Source organism: Ciceribacter sp. RN22, assembly GCF_024054295.1.
Lineage (GTDB): Bacteria > Pseudomonadota > Alphaproteobacteria > Rhizobiales > Rhizobiaceae > Allorhizobium > Allorhizobium lividum.
Map to the genome: position 1 here is coordinate 452,171 of NZ_JAMXLD010000002.1, position 22,198 is coordinate 474,368.

19 protein-coding genes and 2 pseudogenes are annotated in these 22,198 nt (G+C 61.2%); 13 read left to right on the forward strand and 8 right to left on the reverse strand.

The window, feature by feature from the left end; translation table 11 throughout:
* Positions 1 to 8: 8 nt before the first annotated feature.
* From NHF53_RS17160 to NHF53_RS17175, 4 genes are all read right to left on the reverse strand, one after another.
* The gene (locus NHF53_RS17160) at positions 9 to 1,664 is read right to left on the reverse strand and encodes an ABC transporter ATP-binding protein (protein ID WP_252835328.1); all 1,656 of its coding nucleotides are present in this window, start codon (positions 1,662 to 1,664) and stop codon (positions 9 to 11) included.
* A complete protein-coding gene (locus NHF53_RS17165) occupies positions 1,664 to 2,566 on the reverse strand; it encodes an ABC transporter permease (RefSeq protein ID WP_252835329.1) in 903 nt (300 codons plus the stop codon). The genes NHF53_RS17160 and NHF53_RS17165 overlap by 1 nt, the downstream gene beginning before the upstream one ends.
* A 1-nt stretch (position 2,567) precedes the next feature.
* The gene (locus tag NHF53_RS17170) at positions 2,568 to 3,485 is read right to left on the reverse strand and encodes an ABC transporter permease (protein ID WP_252835330.1); all 918 of its coding nucleotides are present in this window, start codon (positions 3,483 to 3,485) and stop codon (positions 2,568 to 2,570) included.
* A gap of 117 nt (positions 3,486 to 3,602) precedes the next feature.
* Positions 3,603 to 5,120, reverse strand: a complete 1,518-nt coding sequence (locus NHF53_RS17175; RefSeq protein WP_374591223.1) for an ABC transporter substrate-binding protein — start codon at positions 5,118 to 5,120, stop codon at positions 3,603 to 3,605.
* 176 nt (positions 5,121 to 5,296) lie between these two features.
* Here NHF53_RS17175 and NHF53_RS17180 point away from each other — a divergent pair, with 176 nt between their 5' ends.
* A complete protein-coding gene (locus tag NHF53_RS17180) occupies positions 5,297 to 5,989 on the forward strand; it encodes a GntR family transcriptional regulator (RefSeq protein ID WP_252835331.1) in 693 nt (230 codons plus the stop codon).
* Between the two features lie 38 nt (positions 5,990 to 6,027).
* On the opposite strand, the gene NHF53_RS17185 is transcribed toward NHF53_RS17180, so the two are convergent.
* Positions 6,028 to 8,346, reverse strand: coding sequence for a transketolase (locus NHF53_RS17185; RefSeq protein WP_252835993.1), 2,319 nt, complete (start codon positions 8,344 to 8,346; stop codon positions 6,028 to 6,030).
* 200 nt (positions 8,347 to 8,546) lie between these two features.
* Complete coding sequence (locus NHF53_RS17190) at positions 8,547 to 9,560, reverse strand: 1-aminocyclopropane-1-carboxylate deaminase (protein WP_114364879.1); 1,014 nt, start codon at positions 9,558 to 9,560, stop codon at positions 8,547 to 8,549.
* 159 nt (positions 9,561 to 9,719) lie between these two features.
* On the opposite strand from NHF53_RS17190, the gene NHF53_RS17195 reads away from it, so the two are divergent.
* Both NHF53_RS17195 and NHF53_RS17200 read left to right on the forward strand, forming a co-directional pair.
* Positions 9,720 to 10,184: an Lrp/AsnC family transcriptional regulator gene (locus tag NHF53_RS17195; protein WP_112831243.1), complete on the forward strand. Its 465-nt coding sequence runs from the start codon at positions 9,720 to 9,722 to the stop codon at positions 10,182 to 10,184.
* Between the two features lie 163 nt (positions 10,185 to 10,347).
* Positions 10,348 to 11,179 (forward strand): annotated as a pseudogene (locus tag NHF53_RS17200) (IS5 family transposase).
* 32 nt (positions 11,180 to 11,211) lie between these two features.
* On the opposite strand, the pseudogene NHF53_RS17205 reads toward NHF53_RS17200, so the two are convergent.
* Positions 11,212 to 11,517, reverse strand: a pseudogene (locus tag NHF53_RS17205) (transposase); the annotation flags it as partial.
* 303 nt (positions 11,518 to 11,820) lie between these two features.
* Between NHF53_RS17205 and NHF53_RS17210 the strand changes: the two are divergent.
* Positions 11,821 to 12,624, forward strand: a complete 804-nt coding sequence (locus NHF53_RS17210) for a creatininase family protein (RefSeq protein ID WP_252835332.1) — start codon at positions 11,821 to 11,823, stop codon at positions 12,622 to 12,624.
* 8 nt (positions 12,625 to 12,632) lie between these two features.
* Here NHF53_RS17210 and NHF53_RS17215 read toward each other — a convergent pair whose 3' ends face one another.
* A complete protein-coding gene (locus NHF53_RS17215; RefSeq protein WP_114364876.1) occupies positions 12,633 to 13,592 on the reverse strand; it encodes a LysR family transcriptional regulator in 960 nt (319 codons plus the stop codon).
* Between the two features lie 162 nt (positions 13,593 to 13,754).
* On the opposite strand from NHF53_RS17215, the gene NHF53_RS17220 reads away from it, so the two are divergent.
* From NHF53_RS17220 to NHF53_RS17265, 9 genes are all read left to right on the forward strand, one after another.
* Positions 13,755 to 14,759: an ABC transporter substrate-binding protein gene (locus tag NHF53_RS17220; protein WP_252835333.1), complete on the forward strand. Its 1,005-nt coding sequence runs from the start codon at positions 13,755 to 13,757 to the stop codon at positions 14,757 to 14,759.
* 71 nt (positions 14,760 to 14,830) lie between these two features.
* On the forward strand, positions 14,831 to 15,655 hold the full coding sequence (locus NHF53_RS17225) for an ABC transporter ATP-binding protein (RefSeq protein WP_252835334.1): 825 nt from the start codon (positions 14,831 to 14,833) through the stop codon (positions 15,653 to 15,655).
* A complete protein-coding gene (locus NHF53_RS17230; RefSeq protein WP_114364873.1) occupies positions 15,655 to 16,482 on the forward strand; it encodes an ABC transporter permease in 828 nt (275 codons plus the stop codon). The genes NHF53_RS17225 and NHF53_RS17230 overlap by 1 nt, the downstream gene beginning before the upstream one ends.
* Before the next feature lie 3 nt (positions 16,483 to 16,485).
* Positions 16,486 to 17,796 (forward strand): cytosine deaminase, encoded by a 1,311-nt coding sequence (locus NHF53_RS17235; protein WP_308218672.1) that lies wholly within the window; start codon positions 16,486 to 16,488, stop codon positions 17,794 to 17,796.
* A 2-nt stretch (positions 17,797 to 17,798) separates the two neighbouring features.
* The gene (locus NHF53_RS17240; RefSeq protein ID WP_252835335.1) at positions 17,799 to 19,205 is read left to right on the forward strand and encodes an FAD-binding oxidoreductase; all 1,407 of its coding nucleotides are present in this window, start codon (positions 17,799 to 17,801) and stop codon (positions 19,203 to 19,205) included.
* On the forward strand, positions 19,206 to 19,787 hold the full coding sequence (locus tag NHF53_RS17245) for an NAD(P)H-dependent oxidoreductase (protein ID WP_252835336.1): 582 nt from the start codon (positions 19,206 to 19,208) through the stop codon (positions 19,785 to 19,787).
* A gap of 11 nt (positions 19,788 to 19,798) precedes the next feature.
* Positions 19,799 to 20,185 carry a RidA family protein gene (locus NHF53_RS17250; RefSeq protein ID WP_252835337.1) on the forward strand — a complete coding sequence of 129 codons (387 nt, stop codon included), beginning with the start codon at positions 19,799 to 19,801 and terminating at the stop codon, positions 20,183 to 20,185.
* A gap of 366 nt (positions 20,186 to 20,551) precedes the next feature.
* The gene (locus NHF53_RS17260; RefSeq protein ID WP_252835338.1) at positions 20,552 to 21,226 is read left to right on the forward strand and encodes a GntR family transcriptional regulator; all 675 of its coding nucleotides are present in this window, start codon (positions 20,552 to 20,554) and stop codon (positions 21,224 to 21,226) included.
* Positions 21,227 to 21,323: 97 nt separating this feature from the next.
* Positions 21,324 to 22,175, forward strand: coding sequence for a transporter substrate-binding domain-containing protein (locus NHF53_RS17265; protein ID WP_252835339.1), 852 nt, complete (start codon positions 21,324 to 21,326; stop codon positions 22,173 to 22,175).
* Positions 22,176 to 22,198: the final 23 nt, after the last annotated feature.

Sequence of the window (22,198 nt, forward strand, 5' to 3'; positions counted from 1 at the left end):
GAATGCACCTACCTCGCTGCGTCGGCAGGCCCAAGCGCTGCCATATCTGGCGCCTCCCAGCCGCGGCCGGGCATGGCGGCGAGCAGTTGACGCGTATAGGAATGTTGTGGATTGCCGAAAACGTCGTCGACCGTGCCATATTCCACCACCTCGCCTTTCGACATGACGAGGATATGGTCGGAAATCTCGGCTGCCACACGCAGATCGTGGGTGATGAAAATCACCGTCAGGCCAACGGCCTTGCGAATGTCGTCGAGCAGCTTCAGCACGTCCTTCTGCACGGATACGTCGAGCGCCGACACGGCCTCGTCGGCGATCAGGATTTTCGGCTCGACCATCAGGGCGCGGGCAATCGAGATGCGCTGACGCTGGCCGCCGGAAAACTGTGCCGGATACCGGTCGAGCGCATCCTCCTCCAGCCGGACGATCTTCAGAAGTGCTCGGGCCTTTTCCATGGCTTGGCTGCGCGGCACGCCGAAATTGACTGGCCCCTCGACCAGCAGGTCGCCAATCTTGCGGCGCGGATTGAGCGAGCCATAAGGATCCTGAAAGACGATCTGGATATGTTTCCTGAAATCGCGGCGGCCGGCGGCCGTGGTCGTATCCAGCCTCGAACTGCCGATCCAGACGGACCCTTCGTCAGGCTCCACAAGCCCCATCAGGCACCGCACCAGCGTCGTCTTGCCGGAGCCGGATTCCCCGACGATGCCCAGCGTCTGGCCTTCCAGAACGGTAAAGTCCGTCGGCTTGACGGCATGCACCTTGCGGGCCGGCTTGAACATGGTCCGGGCCGTCGAATAGGTCTTTTCGATGCCGGCGACCCTAAGCGCGATCGGCCCAGACATATCAGGATTGCCCTTGATGCCATGACGTTTCGGCACCGCATCGATCAGCATGCGCGTATAGGGATGGCTTGGGTTGTTGAGCACCTGTTCGACGGTGCCCTGCTCCACGACCACGCCCTTCTGCATGACCAGGACTCGATCGGCGAGTTCCGCCACCACGTCGAAATCATGGGTGACGAACAGGATGCCCGCCTTGCGGCTTTCCTTCAGCGCCTTGAACATATCGAGGATCTGCGCCTGCGTCGTCACGTCGAGCGCCGTCGTCGGCTCGTCGGCGATCAGCAGGCGCGGCTCCATGGCGAGCGCAATGGCAATGACGATGCGCTGGCGCTGGCCGCCCGACAATTGATGCGGATAGGCATAATAGAGGCGTTCGGGATCGGGAAGACGCACTTCCTTGAGAAGCGCCAATGTCCGCGCCCGACGCTCGGCCCTGGACATTTGCGCATGTGCTTCGAAGACTTCCTCGATCTGGTTGCCGACCGTATAGCACGGGTTGAGCGCGCTCATCGGCTCCTGGAAGATCATGCCCATGCGGCTGCCGCGCAAGCCGGCATGCTCGGCCTTGGACAGCTTCAGCACATCGCGGCCTTCAACGAGGATTTCGCCCGCCGACGGCTTCAGGACTTTCGGCAGAAGGCCCATGGCGGCAAAGGACGTGATCGACTTTCCGGAACCGGATTCCCCGACGATGCAGAGGATTTCCTTCTCGTGGATATCGAGCGACAGGTTGCTGACGGCATGCGGGCGGTCGCCGCCCTTCGGCAAGTCTATCGTCAGGTTGCGGATCGACAGGACGGGTGTGGCTGCGTGGGTCATCAGTTCCTGCCCTCCGGCGCGGTCACGTCGCGAATGCCGTCGCCCAGCATGTTGATGGAAAAGACCAGGATGAACAGAGCGATACCGGGAATGGTGATGAGCCAGCTTTCAAACAACAGCATTTCCTTGCCTTCGGAAATCATCAGGCCCCAGGACGGTGTGGGCGGCTGCACGCCAAGCCCGAGGAAGGACAGTGCCGACTCCAGGATGATGGCGTGGGCCATTTCGAGCGTGACGATGACGATCAGTGCATTCATCACATTCGGCAGCACATCCTTGAGCAGGATACGCGGCAGGCTGGCGCCCAGCACTTCGGCCGCGGCGATATAGTCCATCTGCCGCACCTGCATCGTGGCGCTGCGTAGCACGACCGCGAAACGGTCCCAAAGCAGCAGTCCAAGCACAGACACGACGACGGTCAGCGATCCGCCGAACAGCGCCACCACGGCCAGCGCCACCAGCGTCGCCGGCAAGGCCAGCCGGACCGAGACGATGAACATGACCACCGCATCGACCTTGCCGCCGAAATAGCCGCCGAGAATACCGAGCGTCGTGCCGATCACGGCGGAAATCAGGGCCGCGGTAAAGCCGATCAGCAGGGAGACGCGGGCCCCATAGATCAGCCGCGACAGGTAGTCCCGGCCCAGCGCATCGGTGCCGAGCAGGTGCTTCCAGTCGCCGCCCAGGAACACCGGCGGAGCAAGCCGCGACAGCAGATCCTGCTTGTAGGGATCGTATGGGGCGATCAGCGGCGCGAAAAGTGCGGTAAGGCCAACGAACAGCAGGATCAGGAAGCCGACCATGAAGCCGCGATGTTTCAGCGCCTTGCGGGCCAGCAGACGGGATGGAGTCGGCGATGCCGCGCGAAGTCCGGGGTTGATGGTGAGGGACGTGTTGTTCATGTCAGGCAGTCCTCAAGCGGGGATCGAGCCATGCGTTCAAGACATCGGCGAGGAACGTGAAAGCGATGTAGAACATCGCGAAGATCAGGATGAGCGCCTGCATCGTCGGCAGATCATTACGGGAGATCGATTCCCAGGCGAGGTAACCGGCACCATGCAGCGCGAAGATGGTTTCCACCACGACCGACCCGCCGAACATAAAGCCGAGCTGCACCGCCGCCAGGCTGACCACCGGGATGATGGCATTGCGCAGCGCGTGCTTGAACAGAACCCGGCGTGGCTTGATGCCCTTGGCTCTTGCCGTGCGGATGTAGTCCGCCGACAGCACTTCCAGCATGCCCGCCCGTGTAAGCCGCATGATAGCCGGCGTCGCGAAGTAGCCGAGCACGATCATCGGCAGGATATAGCCGGTCCATTGCCGCGTTCCCGAGGCCGGCACCCATCCCAGATTGACCGAGAAGACAACGATCAGGATAAGGCCGAACCAGAAGCTCGGGATCGCCTGTCCGACGACGGCTACGCCGAGCGCCAGTCGGTCGATCAACGTGTTGGGAAAGGCGGCGGCCAGAACCCCCATGGGAATGGCGAGTAGCAGGGCGAAGCTCATGCCGAGAAAGCCGATGGTCATGGTGACTGGCAGCCGTTCGGCGATCATGCCCGAGACCGGGGTCTTGAAATAGTAGCTCATGCCGAAATCACCGGAGAGCGCGCGCATCAGCCAGTCGGCATACTGAACGAGCAATGGCCGGTCGAAACCGTATTGGCTGCGGATCGCCGCGACCACCTCTCCTGAAGCCCCCTCGCCGGCAATGGCGATCGCCGGATCGCCGGCCATGAACAGAAGAATGAAACTGATGAAGGACACCGTCAGCGCAACCAGCGCCGCCATGCCAATCTTGGTCAGGACAAATTTCAACATCTGAAACCCTCAAGCAGGCGGCCTTGCGGCTCCGCGATCTCGACATGCCTCTAAAACAAGAAGCTCGAATCCGGGCCGGGCGCCGCTGAACGGCCTCCCGGCCCAGGGATACAGATGTTACTTCCAGCCGATTTCGTAGAAGCGGACCAACTCATCCGGGGTCGGGGTGAAGGCGATGTCGCCGCTCATGACGTAGTTGGTGGAGTAGTTCCACAACGGCACCCAATAGGCCTTGTCGGCGATCACCGACAGCGCCTGGGTATAGAGCGTCTTGCGCTCGGCCGGATCGATCGAGGAATCGGCCTTTTCCAGCAGATCGGACAGGCTCTTGTCGCGGGCGTCATCTTCGCCGCCCATGGTGAAGAACTCGCTGGTGATGGCCGAGACATCGGCAATCGAGTTGGAACCCCAGGTCAAGAAGGCGATCGGCACGCCTTCCTTGATGCGTTTTTCGCGCAGCGCCGCGTATTGCATGTAGTTGAGGTTGGCCTTGACGCCGATCTCGGCCAGCATGCCGATCATCGCTTCGGCCAGCGGTCGGTCGCGATAGGCATAGAGTTCAATCTCGAAACCGTCGGGATAGCCGGCTTCCGCCAGCAGTGCCTTGGCCTTCGCCGGATCGTAGGCATAGGTCGTAACAGCCTTGTCGCAGCCGAACTGGCTCGGCGAGCAGGCGCTGTTGATCACTTCCGTCGTGCCCTTCATCAGCGCCTCGACGATACCCTCGCGGTTGATGGCATGATAGATCGCCTGCCGGACCTTGAGGTTCGTCATCGGGTTCTTGTCACCCGAGCGACCGGCCGCATCGAGCGAGAGATAGCCGACGCGCATGGTCGGGGCATTGATCACCTGGAAGCCGTCCCGGTCGGCCATCTTGCCGGCCTGGTCGGAGGGCACCTGCCAGACCAGATCGATCGTGCCGTTGAAAAGCTCGGCCATCTGCGTGTTGATGTCCGGGATGGTGCGGATATCGATGGTGCCGACCTTGGCCTTGGGCTTGGCGGCGGCGAAATAATCCTCATTGCGCTTCAGCACGAAATGCTTGCCGGGTTCGACGCTCTCGAATTTGTAGGGACCCGTGCCGATCGGCTTGGTGGCGACGCCGGCCGGGCCGACGGCTTTGTAGTATTCATCTGGATGGATGATGACCGGGCCGGCCAGATATTCGAGCGCAGCCGGGAATGGCCCGTTGGTGATGATGCGCACCTTGAACCGGTCGATTTTTACGGCCTGCTTGATCCATCCCGTCGCCACCTTGTTCTTGGCGCCGTTCTTGGGGTCGACGGTGAAGTTCAGCGTGTAGACGACATCATCGGCATCAAAGGGCTCGCCGTTGTGGAACTTGACGCCTTCCCGAAGCGTGAGCTCCAGCGTGGTGGAATCCACCCATGTCCAGCTGGTCGCCAGATTGCCGACATACTCTCCTGTCGCCGGATCGCGGTAGAGAAGGCCGTCCCAGGCGGCATTTCCGAGCAGGATGCCCTCGCGCGCGGTGTTGAAATAGGGATCGACATGCTCAAGCTCCTTCGCGAATGCGATGGAGACCGTATCGTCCGCCTTGCCGGCCCAGGCCGCGGTGGCAAACAGGAATGCAGGTAGAAGAGCGGCTGTAGCCGCCGTCATTGTCGGTTTCATTCTCGTTCCCTCTGTTTTTTTGCCTATTATTTAGGCTTTCTTGATGATTGTTTGTATTGTACTCCATTCTTATTCTTTGTATACAATATTATTAGATTGCACACACATCACGATTATTGCATACGTCCGCTTGTCAAATCCCCCGGATCACACGACAATGCGTGTGGAGGAGCGATATGAATTCACCCGCATCAAAAACGCCGACCGCCGACGTGCTTTACGAGCGCATCGAGACGATGATCGCCGAGGGGCATTTCAAGGATGGCGAGCGCCTCGACGAAATGCGCCTCGCCCGGGATTTCGGCGTATCGCGCACGCCCCTTCGTGAGGCGCTGCGTCTTCTGTCGGCCACCGGGCTGGTCGAGCTCATTCCCAACCGTGGCGCCTTCGTGCGCCAGCCCGATTTCACCCGTCTTGTGGAAATGTTCGAAGTGATGGCGGAGGTCGAAGCCTGGTGCGCGCGGCTGGCGGCCGGCCGCATCACCAAGGCACAACTGCTGCTTCTGCGCAAAGCCGCCTCCGCCTGCGAAGCGGCGCTTCAGGCGCAGGACTACAAGCGCTATTATGCCGAGAACGCTACGTTTCACACCATGATCTACGAGGCATCCGGCAACGGCTTCCTGGCTGAGGAGGCCGCCAACCTGCACCGGCGCCTCAAGCCCTTCCGGCAGGCGCAGCTCTCCTTCGGCGACCGCCTGTCTCGGTCGATGATGGAACATCGCGAAATCCTGCTGGCCCTTGAAGCCGGCGATGCGGCGCGCGCCGATGCCGTGATGCGCGACCATATCCGTGTCCAGGGCAGTATCTATGAGGAATACCGCCAATCGATGAGCGGAGAGCGCGAGGTCGCCGGCCGACAAGCCTCGTGAAACCTGCCGCCGATTCCGGGCAGCCGCCTCGCCGAACCTCATGGGCATAGCAAAAGCTCGGAAACCGCAGCCCCTCGCGTCAACCCCGACACCGTCCTGACGATACCCGCCTTGTCGATGCCATAGTGCCGATAGAGGTCCTGCACCGTGCCGGTCTGGCCGAAATGTTCCACCCCGAGCGGTATCGTCCGGTGGCCGCAAACGGCACCCAGCCAGGCAAGCGCCGCTGGGTGTCCATCGGTGACGGTGACCAGGGTGCAATGGGACGGAAGGCCGGCGAGCAAGGTCTCGACATGGCCGGACGCCCGACTGACGCCGCGGCGCCGCGCCCGCTGGGCCGCGGTCCAGCCGGCGTTCAGGCGATCTGCGGATGTCACAGCCAGCACGCCGATATCCCGTCGGCTCTCGCCGAGCAGCCCGGCGGCCGCGATCACTTCCGGCGCGATGCAACCCTGATAGACCAACACGACATCGGCGTTGGGCCCCGGCGGCTTCAGCCAATAGCCGCCATCGATGACGCCTTGGCGGAAAGCCGGACCGCCCCGCGGCGCCGGCTGTTCGAGCGGTCGTGTCGTCAGCCGCAGATAGACCGAACCGCCCGTCTCGTCGCGCAACCAGGTGCGCTCGTCCGGCTGACCGTCGCCATCTCGCTGCATGTAGTCGAACGACCAGTCCATGATGATCGCGAGTTCGTCGAGGAAGGCCGGCTCGAAACTCGCCAGCCCGTCCTGGCTGATGCCGATCAGCGGTGTGGCGATCGACTGATGCGCGCCGCCCTCCGGCGAAAGCGTGATGCCGGACGGCGTGCCGACGATCATGAAACGGGCATCCTGATAGCAGGCATAGTTCAGTGCATCGAGACCGCGGCAGATGAAGGGATCATAGACCGTGCCGATCGGCAGCAGACGCTCGCCGAACAGCGAATGCGAAAGACCGGCGGCGGCCAGCAGCAGGAAGAGATTCATCTCGGCAATGCCGAGTTCGATATGCTGCCCCTCCGGCGAAAAATGCCATTTTTGCGCGGACGGCACCCGCTCGTCGCGAAAGGTATCGGCCCGCGCGCCGCGCGCAAACAGTCCACGCTGGTTGACCCAGGGGCCGAGATTGGTCGAGACGGTGACATCCGGGGCGGTGGTCACGATGCGGTCGGCGAGTGCCGTGTCGGTCTTGGCCAAAGCGTCGAGGATCTTGCCGAAGCCGGCCTGGGTGGACAGAACGCGGTCCTCCAGCAGGACCGGCGCCTCTGTCGCAATGCGCTCCGCCTTGAAGCGTCGCGGCCCCGGCTCGAAGAACGGCACGCGGGCAAGAAAGGCCCGTGCATCGCCGCTGTCGGCCATGGTCGAAAACGGGTCCCATTCCGTTCCGGGCGCAACCTGCATTGCTGCCTGGAACTCGGCCATCTGGTTCGTGGTCATCAGGCCGGCATGATTGTCCTTATGGCCGGCAAGCGGCGTGCCCCAGCCCTTGATCGTATAAGCCAGGAAGACCGTCGGCCGGTCGTGGTCGATACTGTCGAACACATCGGTCAGCGCCTCCAGGCAATGGCCGCCGAGATTGTTCATGAGTTCGGCCAGTTCGGCGTCGGATCGGCGCTCGATCAGCGCGGTGACATCGCCCTGGTCGCCGATCTCGTCGAGCAGCCGACGCCGCCACGCAGCCCCACCCTGAAAGGTCAGCGCTGCATAAAGCTGGTTCGGGCAGGCGTCGATCCAGTCCTTCAGGCGCGCTCCACCCGGCTCGGCGAACGCGGCCTTCTGCAGCGCCCCATATTTGACGATGACGACATCCCAGCCGAAGGCCTTGAAAATGGCCTCGATGCGCTGCCACAGACCTTCTCGCACCACGCCGTCGAGGCTCTGGCGATTGTAGTCGATGACCCACCAGGTATTGCGCAGATCATGCTTCCAGCCTTCCTGCAGGCACTCGTAGACATTGCCTTCATCCAGTTCGGCATCACCGACCAGGGCAATCATCCGCCCGAGCGGACGCTTCTGCGCCCAGGGTCTGGCGGCGATATAGTCCTGCACCATCGAGGCAAAGGCGGTGACGGCGACGCCGAGGCCGACCGAACCGGTGGAGAAATCGACATCCGCGATATCCTTGGTGCGGCTCGGATAGGACTGCGCGCCGCCAAAGCCACGGAAATTCTCGAGCTTCTCGCGCGTCTGGTTGCCCATCAGATACTGGATGGCATGAAACACCGGCGAGGCATGCGGCTTGACCGCAACGCGATCTTCCGGGCGCAGCGCATGAAAATAGAGCGCCGTCAGGATCGAGGCCATCGAGGCCGAGGAGGCTTGGTGCCCGCCGACCTTGACCTCGCCCTTCTCGCGCAGGTGATTGGCGTTGTGGATCATCCAGCAGGCGAGCCACAGGACCTGCTTCTCGATGGATTTCAGAATTGCGATATCGGTGCTTGTCACGGTCGACTCCCAGTCACGCGTTCACGCCTGATGAGGATCCGCCGGCGGCTTTTCGCCTTGCTCTGCTCGGATCCCGTTCCCATGTCTGCACCGTTCGGCGGGACGATCATCCCGCCGAACGGCGTGGCAAGTGTTCAACCGTTGCGGAAGGTGTAGGCATAGCCATTGATGGCCGGGGCGCCGCCGAGATGGGCGTAAAGTACCTTGGAGCCTTCCGGGAAGTAGCCCTTCTTGACCAGGTCGATCATGCCCTGCATCGACTTGCCCTCATAGACCGGGTCGGTGATCATACCTTCAAGCCGGGCGCAGAGGCGGATGGCCTCCTTGGTCTCGTCGGACGGCACGCCGTAGACCGGATAGGCATAATCCTCGATCAGGATGATGTCGTCCGCCGTCAGATCCCGGCCGAGTTCGACGAGTTCGGCAGTGCGCCGGGCGATCTCCAGCACCTGGGCCCTGGTCTGCGCCGGCGTGAAGGAGGCGTCGATACCGATGACATTACGTTCGCGGCCATCCTTGGCAAAGCCGACCGTCATGCCGGCATGGGTCGATCCGGTCACCGTGCAGACGACGATATAGTCGAACTTGAAGCCGAGTTCGGCCTCCTGCGCGCGCACTTCCTCGGCAAAGCCGACATAACCGAGGCCACCATATTTGTGCACGGATGCCCCGGCCGGTATCGGATAGGGCTTCCCGCCCTTGGCCTTGACGTCCTCGATCGCCTCCTCCCAGCTCTGGCGAATGCCGATGTCGAAGCCCTCGTCCACCATCTGCACATCCGCGCCCATGATCCGGCTCAGCAGAATATTGCCGACGCGGTCATAGACGGCGTCCTCGTGCGGCACCCAGCTTTCCTGCACCAGCCGGCACTTGAAGCCGATCTTGGCGGCGACGGCGGCGATCATGCGGGTATGGTTGGACTGTACGCCGCCGATCGAGACCAGCGTATCGGCATTGGAAGCGATCGCGTCGGGAATGATATATTCCAGCTTGCGCAGCTTGTTGCCGCCAAAGGCCAGACCGGAATTGCAGTCCTCACGCTTGGCATAGAGCTCGACCTTGCCGCCGAGATGCTCGGACAGCCGCTCCAGCTTCTCGATATGGGTCTGACCAAATGTGAGCGGATAGCGCTCGAATTTCTCCAGCATGGGATCCCCTTCTGCTTGCTGTGACACGGGGGAAACGCTACCATCGCATGGATGAAAGGTGCTCTCTAATTTGAACTGGATATTTCGTGATATCCTTTCATGGATCAGAAAGAATATACATAACTTTCATCTATATCGTCATTTTCGGAAGAATCTTTCATGACATCGGAACTGGACCGCATCGACCTAAAAATGCTCCGACTGCTGCAAAACAACGGGCGGCTCAGCAATGCCGAACTGGCGCAACTGGTCGATGTCAGTGCCGCGACCTGCCATCGCCGCACCCAGCGGCTATTTGAGGAGGGTTATATCAAGTCGGTCAGAGCCATGGTCGAGCCGCAGAAAGTCGACCGCGGTGCGCTGGTCATGGTCGGCGTGGTGCTGGATCGCTCGACGCCGGAGAGCTTCGGCACCTTTGAAAAGGCGGTCGCCAAGTTGAATTTCGTACTGGACTGCAATCTGGTTGCGGGCGATTTTGATTATTTCCTGAAGATCCGTGTGCGTGACATGGCAGATTTCAACCGCATCCATGGCACCCAGCTGATCGCGCTACCCGGCGTGCGTCAGACCCGCACCTTTTTCGTGATGAAGGAAGTGGTCGACAATGCGCCGCTGAACTTTTGACAACTGCCTTCCCGCCTCGACCGAGCCGGGAGAATGGCGGGCTCAGTGAATTAGCCCCCGAAAGGCACGGACATGCCCCCACTCAGAGGCCACCTCAAAAAGAGGTATGTGATTTCAAGCGGTTATGATTCCTTCGGATTTGCGAGATTCGATCGAGAACATGATGGCCTGGAGCGAAATCACCCGTCGGCAATATGCCCGGCGAACGGCACGCTGCGCAAGCGACATGACGGATCGGGAATGGGCGCTTGTGGAACCTTTCTGCCGAAGCCCCGCCCCTTGGGTCGTCCCCGGACCACGGATTTGCGCGAGGTCGTGAATGCGCTGCTTTACACCGCCACGACAGGTTGCCAGTGGCGCATGCTGCCGAAGCATTTCCCGCCCTGTTCGACCGTCCAGCGCTATTTCTATGAATGGCGGGCGCTGGGACTTTGGACACGCATCAACCATCATCTCGTGATGGCAGCACGCGCGTTGGAGGGCAAAGAGGCAAGCCCGACGGCTGGTGTCATCGATAGCCAGAGCGTCAGAACCACGGAAAGCGGCGGTATCCGGGGGTATGACACGGGCAAGAAGATCAAGGGCCGCAAGCGCCACATCATCGTCAATACACTCGGCCAGATGGTCGGTCTCATGGTGCATGGTGCCGGTGCCCACGATCGCGACGGTGATCCCGATCTCCTGAAATCCACCGCCACACGTGGCCATGGTTGTTGCATGTCTTTGCCGATGGTGGCTATGCGGGCCACAAGTTGAAGCGGCGACTGAAGATGATCGGGCGTTTCACGGTCGAGATCATCAAGCGCTCAGACAAGGCGAAAGGCTTCGAAGTCCTGCCACGCCGCAGGCTAGTAGAGCGGACCTTCGCCTGGCTCGGCAGATGCCGCAGACTGGCCAGGGACGTCGAAAAATCCATAGCTTCAGCCGAGGCCTGGATCAGGATCGCCCACATCCGCCTTATGACACGGCGTTTTGCAAGGTATTGCTACTACTGAGAGCTTTTCGAGTCCGACTCTCAGCTAAGAGCTTGAACCGGAATGTCGAGCACGTCACCATCGGCGTCAATGGCCCGCCATAACCAGAATTTCTTTCCGCCGATCATGATGACGGCCTCATCGAGGCACCATTTGTCGTTTGGCTTTGGCCGGTTCCTGCGAGTACAGCCGGCAAAATGACGACCAAAGCGGCTGATCCAAAGCCGCACGGTTTCCCGGCTGACAACAACGTCGCGCTCCGCCAGAAGATCTTCCACATCCGCCGTGCTCAAGGCAAACCGGTGATAGGCCCACACAGCGCAGGCGACAATTTCACGCGGAAAACGAACCCCCTCCAGACGGGGAAACGCTCGGCAATTTTATTCCGTCTCGATAACCGAAACGCGAAGGTCAAACAACTTGGCGATGCCTCGAATACGTCTCCTTGAACAGAGATCGCTCTTAAAAAGGCAGCGCTATCGGCGCAAATTGATGCTTTTCCGATGACAAGCTGCGGCTTTATACGAAGTTCTTGGCATCGGACCTCGCGAGGGCTGGCGTGACTTGGAAGGGGTGGAGACGCCCCGCCTCCTTGCATCGACAGTCGGCAGTGCAGCCATTGCAGTGATTCAATGCAGTCAACAGCGCGGGAAGGAACCTCTATGGCACGACCATTCTACTGGAACGAACTGACCGCCTATGACTTCAAATCACTGAACCCGGATGAGACGATTGCCATCCTGCCGCTGGCCTCCACCGAGCAGCACGGTCCGCATCTACCGATTTCCACCGATGTGACGATCGCAAACGGAATGCTTGCCGAAGTACGCAGCATCCTGCCGGAGGACCTGACGGCGCTTGTGCTGCCGACGCAGGAGATCGGCAAGGCCAACGAACATGTCTACGGCCCCGGCACCCTGTCGCTTCCGGCCGGGCTCCTGATCGAGGCCTGGACCACGATCGGGCAGAAGGTAGCGGAAGCAGGCGTACGCAAGCTGGTGATGGTCAACTCCCATGGCGGCAATCTCGACATCATGAGCATCGTTTCGCGCGAAATGCGCGTTCGCTTCGGCATGATGGCGGTGGCCACGCAATGGACTCGCTTTGGCTATCCTGACGACCTGGTTCTGTCGCCCGACGAACAGAAATACGGCATTCACGGCGGCGAGGTGGAGACCTCGCTGATGCTCCACTTCCGTCCCGATCTGGTGAAGATGGAAAACGCGGATGATTTCCGGTCCAAGGCCGAGTGGATGGCCAGCAACACGAAATATCTCCAGCCGCTCCCGCCGCATTCGGTCGCCTGGATCGCGCATGACCTCAATCCGTTCGGCGTCGTCGGCAATGCCGCCGCCGGCACGGCGGAAAAGGGCGAGAAGATCGCAGGCCATATCGCGCGCGCCTTCGTCGACCTTCTTCATGATGTGAAGGCCTACCCGTTGAGCAATCTCTACTCGCCGAAATAGATCCCTGCCTATTCGTCCAGATTGACGCCCGGCCCGACGCTCTTGACGCCTTGCGCCGAAAGGCTGGCGAGCAGCGATGACAGTTCGGCAAGCAGGAACTCGACGAAGAGGCTTGTGGCACTGTCGAGCGGGGTACGCGCACGCGCGAAAACCTTCATCTGTTGCACTTTCACATGCGGATCGGAAAGCGGCCGAAAGGCGAGCTCGCCCCGCTCACACTCATGAATGATATCAAGCGGGTTCATGAGCGAGACACCTGCCCCCGCCCGAACGAACTGCTTGACCGCCTCCGTCGTGTTCGTCTCGATGACGGGCTCGACCGGAACGGAGAGAGGTGCAAAGGCAAAGTCGATAACCTCGCGCAGGCTCAGAGACTTCATCACCAGAACCAGCCGCTCCTGAAGCAGTTCGGCGAGGCTGACCTGGGCTTGCCGCGCAAGCGGGTGTCCCGGCGGCAGGACGGCGCCGATCGGCACGTCGAACACGGCCAGCGTACGGATGCCCGGAGACGCCGGAATGTTGAGGCCGATGCCGATATCCACCTCTCCGACGCTTACCGGGTTGAGCGTGGTCCCGGAGCCGATGTCATTGCGTATGAATATTTTGACCCGCGGATGCCGAGCCAGGAATTTCGAGACGATCACCGGCATCGGACCGGCGGCAAGCCCGGTCGTCGTGACAATGCGCACCTTGCCCGCGTCCGGCATCTTCAGGGCTTTGACGCGAGACTCGAGCCGCTGATAGCTCTTGATGACGTCGCGGATATGTTCGACATAAAGCTCACCTGCCGAGGTCAGGCGCAGGCCGCGCGGCAGGCGCTCGAACAAGGCGGCGCCGATTTCGTCCTCAAGTTCGATGATCTGCCGGTTGATGGCGGAGGAGGCAACATTCAGCTTGGCCGCGGCCTTGCGAATGGACCCAGTGCGGGCAATTTCGTCGATGTAAAGCAGTTTGCGAGAATGAAGCACCTCTGTTCCTTTTCTCGATTCCTGTAGGCGGAGCGCTTCCTGACATAGCGCAAAAAGGCATCAATGCGAACGAATTTTGATGCTTTTCAAAGAGCGTAACGCCAGCGCACTATCCTGCTGCAGCGCAAAAGCGCCTTCCAGATAAAGCAGGGAACAGTCTTGATGTCGCACTTCCTCAAATCTCTCGCCGCCTCAGCGGCAGTTTGCCTGTCGGCGAGCCTCCCCGCGCACGCGCTCGACAAGGTCTCCTTCGGAACGAACTGGCTCGCCGAGCCGGAGCATGGGGGCTATTACCAGGCCGTCGCCGATGGCACTTACAAGAAGCACGGGCTGGACGTGACGATCGTGCAGGGTGGCCCGAACGCCGCCAACAGCGCACTTCTGATTTCCGGCAAGATCGAATTCTACATGGGCGGCGAAATGGGTTCGCTCAACGCGGTCAAGCAGGACATTCCACTGGTGGATGTCGCCGCCATGTTCCAGAAGGACCCGCAGGTCCTGATGGCCCATCCCGACGAGGGCATCGAGACGTTCGACGATCTGGCCAAGGCCAGCGCCATTTTCATGGGCAAGGACGGGTATCTCACCTATTTCGAATGGATGAAGGTCAACTTCAAGGGCTTCCAGGACGAGCAGTACAAGCCCTATAACTTCAACCCCGGCCCGTTCATCGCCGACAAGAAGTCAGTGCAGCAGGGCTATCTGACCTCCGAACCCTATGCGGTTGAAAAGGAGACCGGCTGGAAGCCCAAGGTATTCCTGCTCGCCGACAATGGCTTCAGCCCCTATTCGACCACAGTGTCGGTCAAGGCCGACCTGATCGCGTCCAATCCGGACCTGATCCAGCGCTTCGTCGATGCCTCGATCGAGGGCTGGTACAACTATCTCTACGGCGACAACAAGGCGGCCAATGATCTGATCAAGAAAGACAATCCGGAAATGACCGATGAGCAGATCGCCTTCTCCATCGCCCAGATGAAGGAGCATGGCATTCTGGAATCGGACGAGGCTCTAACCAAGGGCATCGGCTGCATGACCGACGAGAAGTACAAGAAGTTCTTCGATGAGATGGTCAAGATCAAGCTCTTCGACGCAGGCATGGACTACAAGAAGGCCTTCACCACGCAGTTTGTCTGCAAGGGCGTCGGCATGTCCCTCAAGAAGTAATTTGCAAGAGCAAATCTCCGTTCCCGATCGTTCGGGAACGGAGAGACCAGATCCAGCTTAGAGTTGATGGCATGAACGCTCAGGCGGCCAAACCAGTCGCGACAACGGCCCATACCCGCCCGCTCGTCGTGATGGACCATGTGACCAAGAAGTTCTCCAACGGTACGCTCGCCCTTCAGGACATGTCGCTGACGGTGTGCGGTGGCGAATTCCTGAGCCTGCTCGGTCCTTCGGGCTGCGGCAAATCGACGGCGTTGCGCATCATCGCCGGTCTCGGCGGCGTCAGCGGCGGCTCCATCGACTGGCCGAGTTCCCGCATCAATTCGAAGGGATTGCCGGAGGGCGATATCAGTTTCGTCTTCCAGGAGCCGACATTGATGCCCTGGCAGACGGTGTTCGGAAATGTCTATCTGCCGCTCCGGCTGCGCGGGGTCACCCAGAAGGCGGCTGCAACCCCGATCATGGAAGCGCTATCCGCCGTGGGCCTCGGCGACTTCGCGAATGCCTATCCGCGCGAGCTCTCCGGCGGCATGAAGATGCGGGTCTCGATTGCCCGGGCCATGGTCACCAAGCCACGCCTTCTGCTGATGGACGAGCCCTTTGCCGCGCTGGACGAGATCACCCGGCAGAAGCTCAACGACGACGTTCTCGATCTCTGGCGCAAGACCGGCATCACCGTGATCTTCGTGACCCATTCCGTTTTCGAATCCGCCTATCTGTCCAACCGCATCGTCGTGATGAAGGCGCGGCCCGGCCGCGTTCATGCGGATTTCCCGCTTGTGACGGCAAGCGAGCGCGACGCGCTCTATCGCAGTTCCGAAGATTATCGCCAGGCCTGCGAGAAGGTCTCCGCGATGTTGCTCGAAGCCATGGGTGACGCCCCGGAGGACCACTGATGACAAGCCCCGCACCTGAACCGAACATGACAGCCGGACGCGGCAGGGAATTAGCGCTGCGCATCGCCGTTCCCCTGCTGATGGTCGTAGCGCTGGTGCTGATCTGGCATCTTGGCGTGATGTGGTCGGGCGTCCCGCCCTATATTCTTCCCAGTCCGGGCGCGGTCGTCGCCGCCCTGATCGGCGACTGGGGTCTTCTGTTTCCCGCCCTTCTGGTGACGACGAAGATCACGCTGATGTCGCTGGCCCTGGCCCTGATTGGCGGGGGCGGCTTTGCGATCTTTCTGGTGCAGTCCCGCTGGATTGAAATCGCCTTCTACCCGATCGCCGTCATCCTGCAGGTCACGCCGATCGTTGCGATCTCGCCGCTCATTCTCATCTATGCACCGACCACGCAGGTGGCGCTGCTCATCTGCGCCTTTCTCGTCGCCTTCTTCCCGATCCTGTCCAACATGGTTCAGGGATTGAAGAGCGTCGATCACAATCTCCTGAACCTTTTCGACCTCTATGGCGCGTCGCGTTGGCAGACGCTGGTCTATCTGAAGATACCCGCAGCCCAGCCCTATTTCATGACGGGCCTCAGGATCGGCGGCGGGCTCGCGCTCATCGCCGCCGTGGTGGCGGAGTTTGCGGCAGGCTCGGCGGGCGCATCTTCCGGTCTCGCCTTCCGCCTGCTGGAATCGCAGTTCCGAATGAATATTCCCAGGCTCTTTGCAGCCCTTTTGCTGCTCTCGGCGCTGGGGGTCGCAATCTTTGCCGCAACCTCTTTCATCTCCTGGCTCGTGCTGCATCGCTGGCATGAGAGCAATCTCAAGCGCGAGAACTGAAACGTGACGTCAAGCGTGGAACTACCCGGATCGCCAGTCTACGTGCTGAAAGGCGCGACCGTGCCGCAGGCGGCGACGAGCGCAAGGCTGCCGGCACCGAAGGAAGGGCTCGCCAGCGCCGACCTCGTAATCCGGGAGGGTGTGATTGCGGAGATTCTGCCTGCCGGCGCGGCGAATTCCGAACTTCCTGCGGTCGAACTCGGCGGGCGTATGGTCTGGCCCTGTTTCACAGATATGCATACCCATCTCGACAAGGGTCATATCTGGGAGCGCAATCCCAACCCCGACGGCAGCTTTCCCGGAGCACTGGACGCTGTGCAGGCGGACCGTGAGGCGAACTGGTCTGCCGAGGACGTCGCAAGACGCATGGATTTCTCCCTCCGCTGCGCTTATGCGCACGGCACGTCGCTCATCCGCACACATATCGACTCGCTCAATCCCCAGCATCGCATTTCCTTCCCGATCGTGCAGGAGATGCGGGAACGCTGGAAGGGCAGGATCGACCTTCAGGCGGCAGCTCTCTTTCCACTTTATGCGATGGCGGACGAGGTGTTCTTCCGCGATCTCGTGGCCGTCCTGACGGAAACTGGCGGCATCCTTGGCGGACTGACGCAGGTGGGGCCGAACCTTGACGCAGAACTCGACCAGCTTCTGCAGACGGCCTCCGACATTGGCGTGGATGTCGATCTCCATGTCGACGAAACCGCTGACCGCGAAGTCCTGACCCTGGCCTCGATTGCGAAAGCCGTAATCCGGAATGGTTTTCAAGGAACGGTTACCGTCGGCCATTGCTGCTCGTTGGCTCGGCAGGACGAGGAAACGGCAAAACGAACGGTGGATCTGGTCGCCGAAGCCAATCTCGCCGTCGTTTCGTTACCCATGTGCAACATGTATCTGCAAGACAGGCATGCCGGCCTGACGCCTCGTTGGCGCGGCGTTACGCTCTTCAACGAGTTGCGCGCCGCCGGCGTCCGCACGGCCGTGTCCTCCGACAATACGCGCGATCCGTTCTATGCCTATGGCGATCTGGATTCGGTGGAAGTCTTCCGCGAGGCGGTGCGGTTCCTCCATCTTGACCATCCGCTGACCGATGCGGCCTCGATCGTGACCGCGACCCCCGCTGACATCCTCGGCCGGAAGGACAAGAGCCGCATTGCGGTCGGAGCCGCCGCCGATCTTGTTGTCTTCAAAGCCAGACGCTGGAGCGAATTCCTGTCGCGCCCCCAATCTGACCGAACCGTCATCCGGAGCGGTCGCATCATCGAGCACGCCATTCCCGACTACGCCGAACTCGACACCCTTCACGGAGCATGAACATGGTGGATTACGCACAGATCAAGAAAGACCTGGAAGGGATAGCGGTCGAGGATCATCCGGCTCTCGTCAAGCAGAAGAGCCGGGACTTCTACTGGTACTCCCCGATCCTGAAGAGCCAGCTCGACAACGTGACAGCGGATCTTGTCGTGTCTCCGGTGACGGAAGAGGAGGTCATTCGCACTCTGAAGGTCGCCTACGCGCATGGTGCGCCAATCACTCCGCGCGGCGGCGGTACGGGAAACTACGGGCAGGCCATGCCCCTTTCCGGCGGCATCATCCTGAACATGGCGAACATGAACAAGGTTAAACAAATCCTGCCCGGGCGCGTCATCGCTGAAACGGGTGTGATCATTTCCGAGCTTGATAAGCAGACGAAGGCGCATTCCGGGCAGGAGCTGCGCTTCCATCCCTCGACGGCGCAGACCGCGACCATCGGCGGCTTCATCGCCGGCGGCTCGGGCGGCGTCGGCTCGATCACCTGGGGGGGCTTGCGCGATCTCGGCAATATCCTGCGCCTGCGCGTGATCACCATGGAGGCCGAGCCGCGCATTCTCGACCTGACCGGCTGGGACCTGCAGAAGGTCAGCCATGCCTACGGAACGAATGGCATCATCACCGAAGTCGAGATGCCGCTCGCGCCAGCCTATGACTGGGTCGACGTGCTGGTCGGCTATGACGACTTCATGGATGCGGTTCGCTTTGCCGATACGCTGGCGCATTCCAATGGGCTGCTGGTCAAGGAAATCGCGCCCATCGCAGCGCCTGCGCCGTTCGAATATTTCACACGGCACAAGCCCTACCTGAAGGAAGGTCAGTCTGTCGTCGTGATCATGGTCGCGCCCCATTCCATGGGGCCATTCGAGGCGCTGGTCTCGCGCTACAAGGGCGATATCCGCTTCCGCTCCGACAAGGTGGAGAGCATGAAAGGCATCCCGCATGCCTATGAGCTGGCCTGGAACCACACCACGCTGCGGGCTCTCAAGATCGACCCGAGCATCACCTATCTTCAAGTGCAGTATCCCGCTCCGGACCATGTGGAAAAGGTTCGCAAGACCGTTGAGACCTTCCCCGGCGAGTTGATCGGCCACCTGGAATTCATGCGCTTTGACGGGTCAATCCAGTGCTCGGGCCTGCCCATGGTGCGCTACACGACGGCCGAGCGCCTCGAGGAAATCATCCGCATTCACGAGGATCTGGGATGCCCGATCTTCAATCCGCATCGCTACACGCTGGAAGAGGGCGGGATGAAGCAGACAGACGTCGTGCAGCTCGCCTTCAAGAGGGAGACCGATCCGAAGGGCCTGCTCAACCCCGGCAAGATGATCGCGTGGGACAATCCGGATTTCGACTTCAAGGCGGGCAAGAACTATCTCTTTCAGGGTCTCGCGGCCTTCATGGAGGCGTGAATGCGCGTTCTCGTCCTTTATTCGCACCCGGTCGAAGACAGCTATGGTGCCGCGCTGCACGCCCAGACGGTTGAGAGCCTGAAGGCCGCTGGCCATGAGGTCGATGACTGCGATCTCTATGCCGAAGGCTTCGACCCCGTGCTGTCGCGCCACGATCGCATGATCTATCACACCTATCCCGACAACACGGCGCTGGTGTCCGGCCATGTCGAACGGTTGAAGAAGGCTGAAGCGCTTGTCATCTGCACGCCGGTCTGGAACTTCGGCTTTCCGGCGATGCTCAAGGGCTATTTCGATCGCGTCTGGCTGCCCGGCGTCACCTTCGATCTGGTCGACGGCAAGGTGCAGTCGACGCTGCGCCATATCAAGAAGCTCGGCGCCGTCCTGACCTATGGGGCCGATCCTTTCCGGGCCTTTGTGGCCGGCAATCCGCCCAAGAAGATCGTCAAGCGCGTGATCCGGGCGCAGATCGCTCCGCTCGCCAAGGTGCGCTTCCTTGCCCATTACGACATGAACCGCGCCACCGAAGAGACCCGCAAACGCTTTCTCGACAAGGTCAAGCGGGAATTCTCCACATTCTGAGGCAGCCGCCTATGAAACGCTCTCTCAACCCCCTCACTGTGCGAAAACCCTTCGGACATTATAATCACGGGCTCATCATGCCCGCTCGAGGCGAGTTGCTCGTCACATCCGGCCAGCTGGGCATCCGGCCCGACGAAACCATTCCCGACAGCATAGAGGATCAGGCGGTGATCTGCTTCGAGGCCATTGCGGCAATCCTCGAAGAGGCCGAAATGAGCTTCGCCGATGTCGTCCGCATCGCGGGCTTCGTGACCCGGCGGGAAGATTTCGCTCCCTATATGGCCGTGCGCGACCGATATACGCGAGAACCCCGGCCGGTCTCCACGCTCTTGATCGTGAGCGGGTTCACCCGACCTGAATTCAAGGTCGAGGTCGAGGTAACTGCCCTGAGATCATGAGGAGCTGGAACGCGCCGGGCATCCGTGGCGCATCGTCTGCTCCTGCCAGAGCCGCAGTGGTCTGACGGCCGCGGCCAGGACCGGCATTGGGCATCATGGTCGAGTCGCGAAGCCTCGCCCCGGCCGGACGGCGCGAATTGCCACCCTCTACCCTACCGCCGATCGAGGATGTGGAATTCGTTCCGGTGTCCGCTCCCTTCGCGGATCGCGCCTCGGTCACCGCGTTCACTCGCCTCATTCGCGAACGCGTCGGCAACAGCCTTTCGCCGTCCCGCTAACGCCCCACAGCATGTCTGATCGAAGTCCCTTGACGTCGCCAAAACTGAATGATTGTATGAGTGGATACAAAAATCCAATAGGCCACAGATGCCGATATCTCCCGCCTCCACTGCACATCTCGCCTCCACGGCCGAAGAGGAGGCCTACTTCCATCTGCAGCAGGCCCTGCGTTTCGGTCGCTACAAGCCAGGCGATCGCCTGATCCCCGAAGAGATTGCCGCCGAAATCGGAATGAGCCGCATGCCCGTGCGGGAAGCCTTTCGGCGTCTCGCCGCCGATGGCCTGGTGACGCTTCGTCCCAACCGGGGATGTGTCGTTGCCGGCCTGACGCTGGATGAGATCCATGAGACCTTCGAAATCCGATCCGTGCTCGAGGGCCTCGCCGTCCGCCTGGCGACGCCGCGGATGAATTCAGAGACTTTCGAGGAACTGGAGGGGCTGCTCGACCGCGTCGAACGCGCCGGACAGTCCGGCAGCGGCGACTGGGTCCTGCGCCACCAGGAATTCCACGCCTTCATCTACGGCCTGAGCGGCCGCCCGAAGCTCATCCGGCAGATCGCCGCGCTGCATGTGGTGATCGAGCCCTACATGCGCATCTGGTTCGACTACGTCGACAAACCCCTGTCTGCCCGCGAGGAGCACCAGAAGCTGATCGACGCTCTGAGGTCCGGCGATGCCCGCCACGCCGAAGCGGTCATGCAGGACCACATCATTGAAACGGCATCGATGCTTGCCGATTACGCCAGTCCCGGGCGGCGCTGAACGCTGCCCGGTCATTTTGTCCGAAGCTGGGGGAGACATCCGGCAAGGACGGGGAACCGCCGTCACGAACGGCCAAAACAGACGAAGAGGAAAAGTCATGACGATCCGTCGCATGGCCGCGCTGGCGGCTGCCTTTACGACACTGACATTCGGCCAGGTTGCCCTGGCGCAGGACGCACCGACCGAGATCAAGATTGCGACCGAGGGCGCCTATGCGCCCTGGAACTTCACCACAGCCGACGGCAAGCTGGACGGTCTCGAGATCGAACTCGCCAACGACCTCTGCGCCCGCATGAAGGTCAAGTGCACCATCGTCGCCCAGGACTGGGACGGCCTCATCCCCTCGCTCACCGTCGGCAAGTTCGACGTCATCATGGCGAGCATGTTCATCACGCCGAAGCGCCTGGAAACGATCGACTTCACCCAGCCCTACGCCGTCGACCCGTCGGGCTTCGCCATCGGCAAGGACAGCGAGCTCGGCAAGCTCGGCGTCTCGGCAGAGAAGTTCAAGCTCGAAGACGAGGCCTCGGCTCTTGCGGCCATCGACAAGTTGAAGCCCATGCTCAAGGGCAAGGTCGTCGGCGTGCAGGCCGCCACCACGAACCTCGACTTCCTGAAGAAGTACTTCGCCGACACCGTCGAGATCCGCGAATACAAGACGACCGAACAGCACGACCTCGACCTCGCCGCCGGCCGCATCGATGCGCTCTTCGCGCAGCAGACCGCGCTCGCCGCGACGCTGGCAAAGCCTGAATTCGCCGACTACACGATCGCCGGTCCGGGCTTCGTCGGCGGCGTCTTCGGCCTCGGTACGGGTGCGGGTCTGCGCAAGGAGGACACCAAGCTCAAGGATATGCTGAATGCCGCAATCGACTCCGCGATTGCCGATGGCACGATCAAGCGCATTTCGGAGAAGTGGGTCGGCACCGACGTAACCCCGGTCAAGTAACCAAGGCGGACCGCACACAGCCG